Below are 229 nucleotides of genomic sequence, written 5' to 3'. Positions count from 1 at the left end.
TTAAAAATGAATAAAGCCGATTAAAAATCTATGATTGTCAATTTGTAATGTTATCAAAACTTAGTGCTACAAGGGTTTAGTCTTCTAAACACCAGTACTAAATAAACGCCTCAGGCTGCTTAGCATAAGGACGTGCAACATCTTTGCTAATAGTACCTTTTGAGACAAGATTTTTAAGCGTTTGGTCAAGGGTAATCATGCCATCACCAGCACCCGTCTGAATAGAGGA

Annotated in this window: 1 pseudogene; it reads right to left on the bottom strand. The window is 36.7% G+C overall.

The annotated features are described in order from the left end of the window. Nucleotides 1-97 precede the first annotated feature (97 nt). Nucleotides 98-229 (bottom strand): annotated as a pseudogene (locus BTV98_RS13830) (twitching motility protein PilT); the annotation flags it as partial.

The organism is Psychrobacter sp. Cmf 22.2 (genome assembly GCF_001921745.1).
In the GTDB taxonomy this organism is placed as follows: domain Bacteria; phylum Pseudomonadota; class Gammaproteobacteria; order Pseudomonadales; family Moraxellaceae; genus Psychrobacter.
This window is presented reverse-complemented; position numbering and strand designations above follow the sequence as displayed.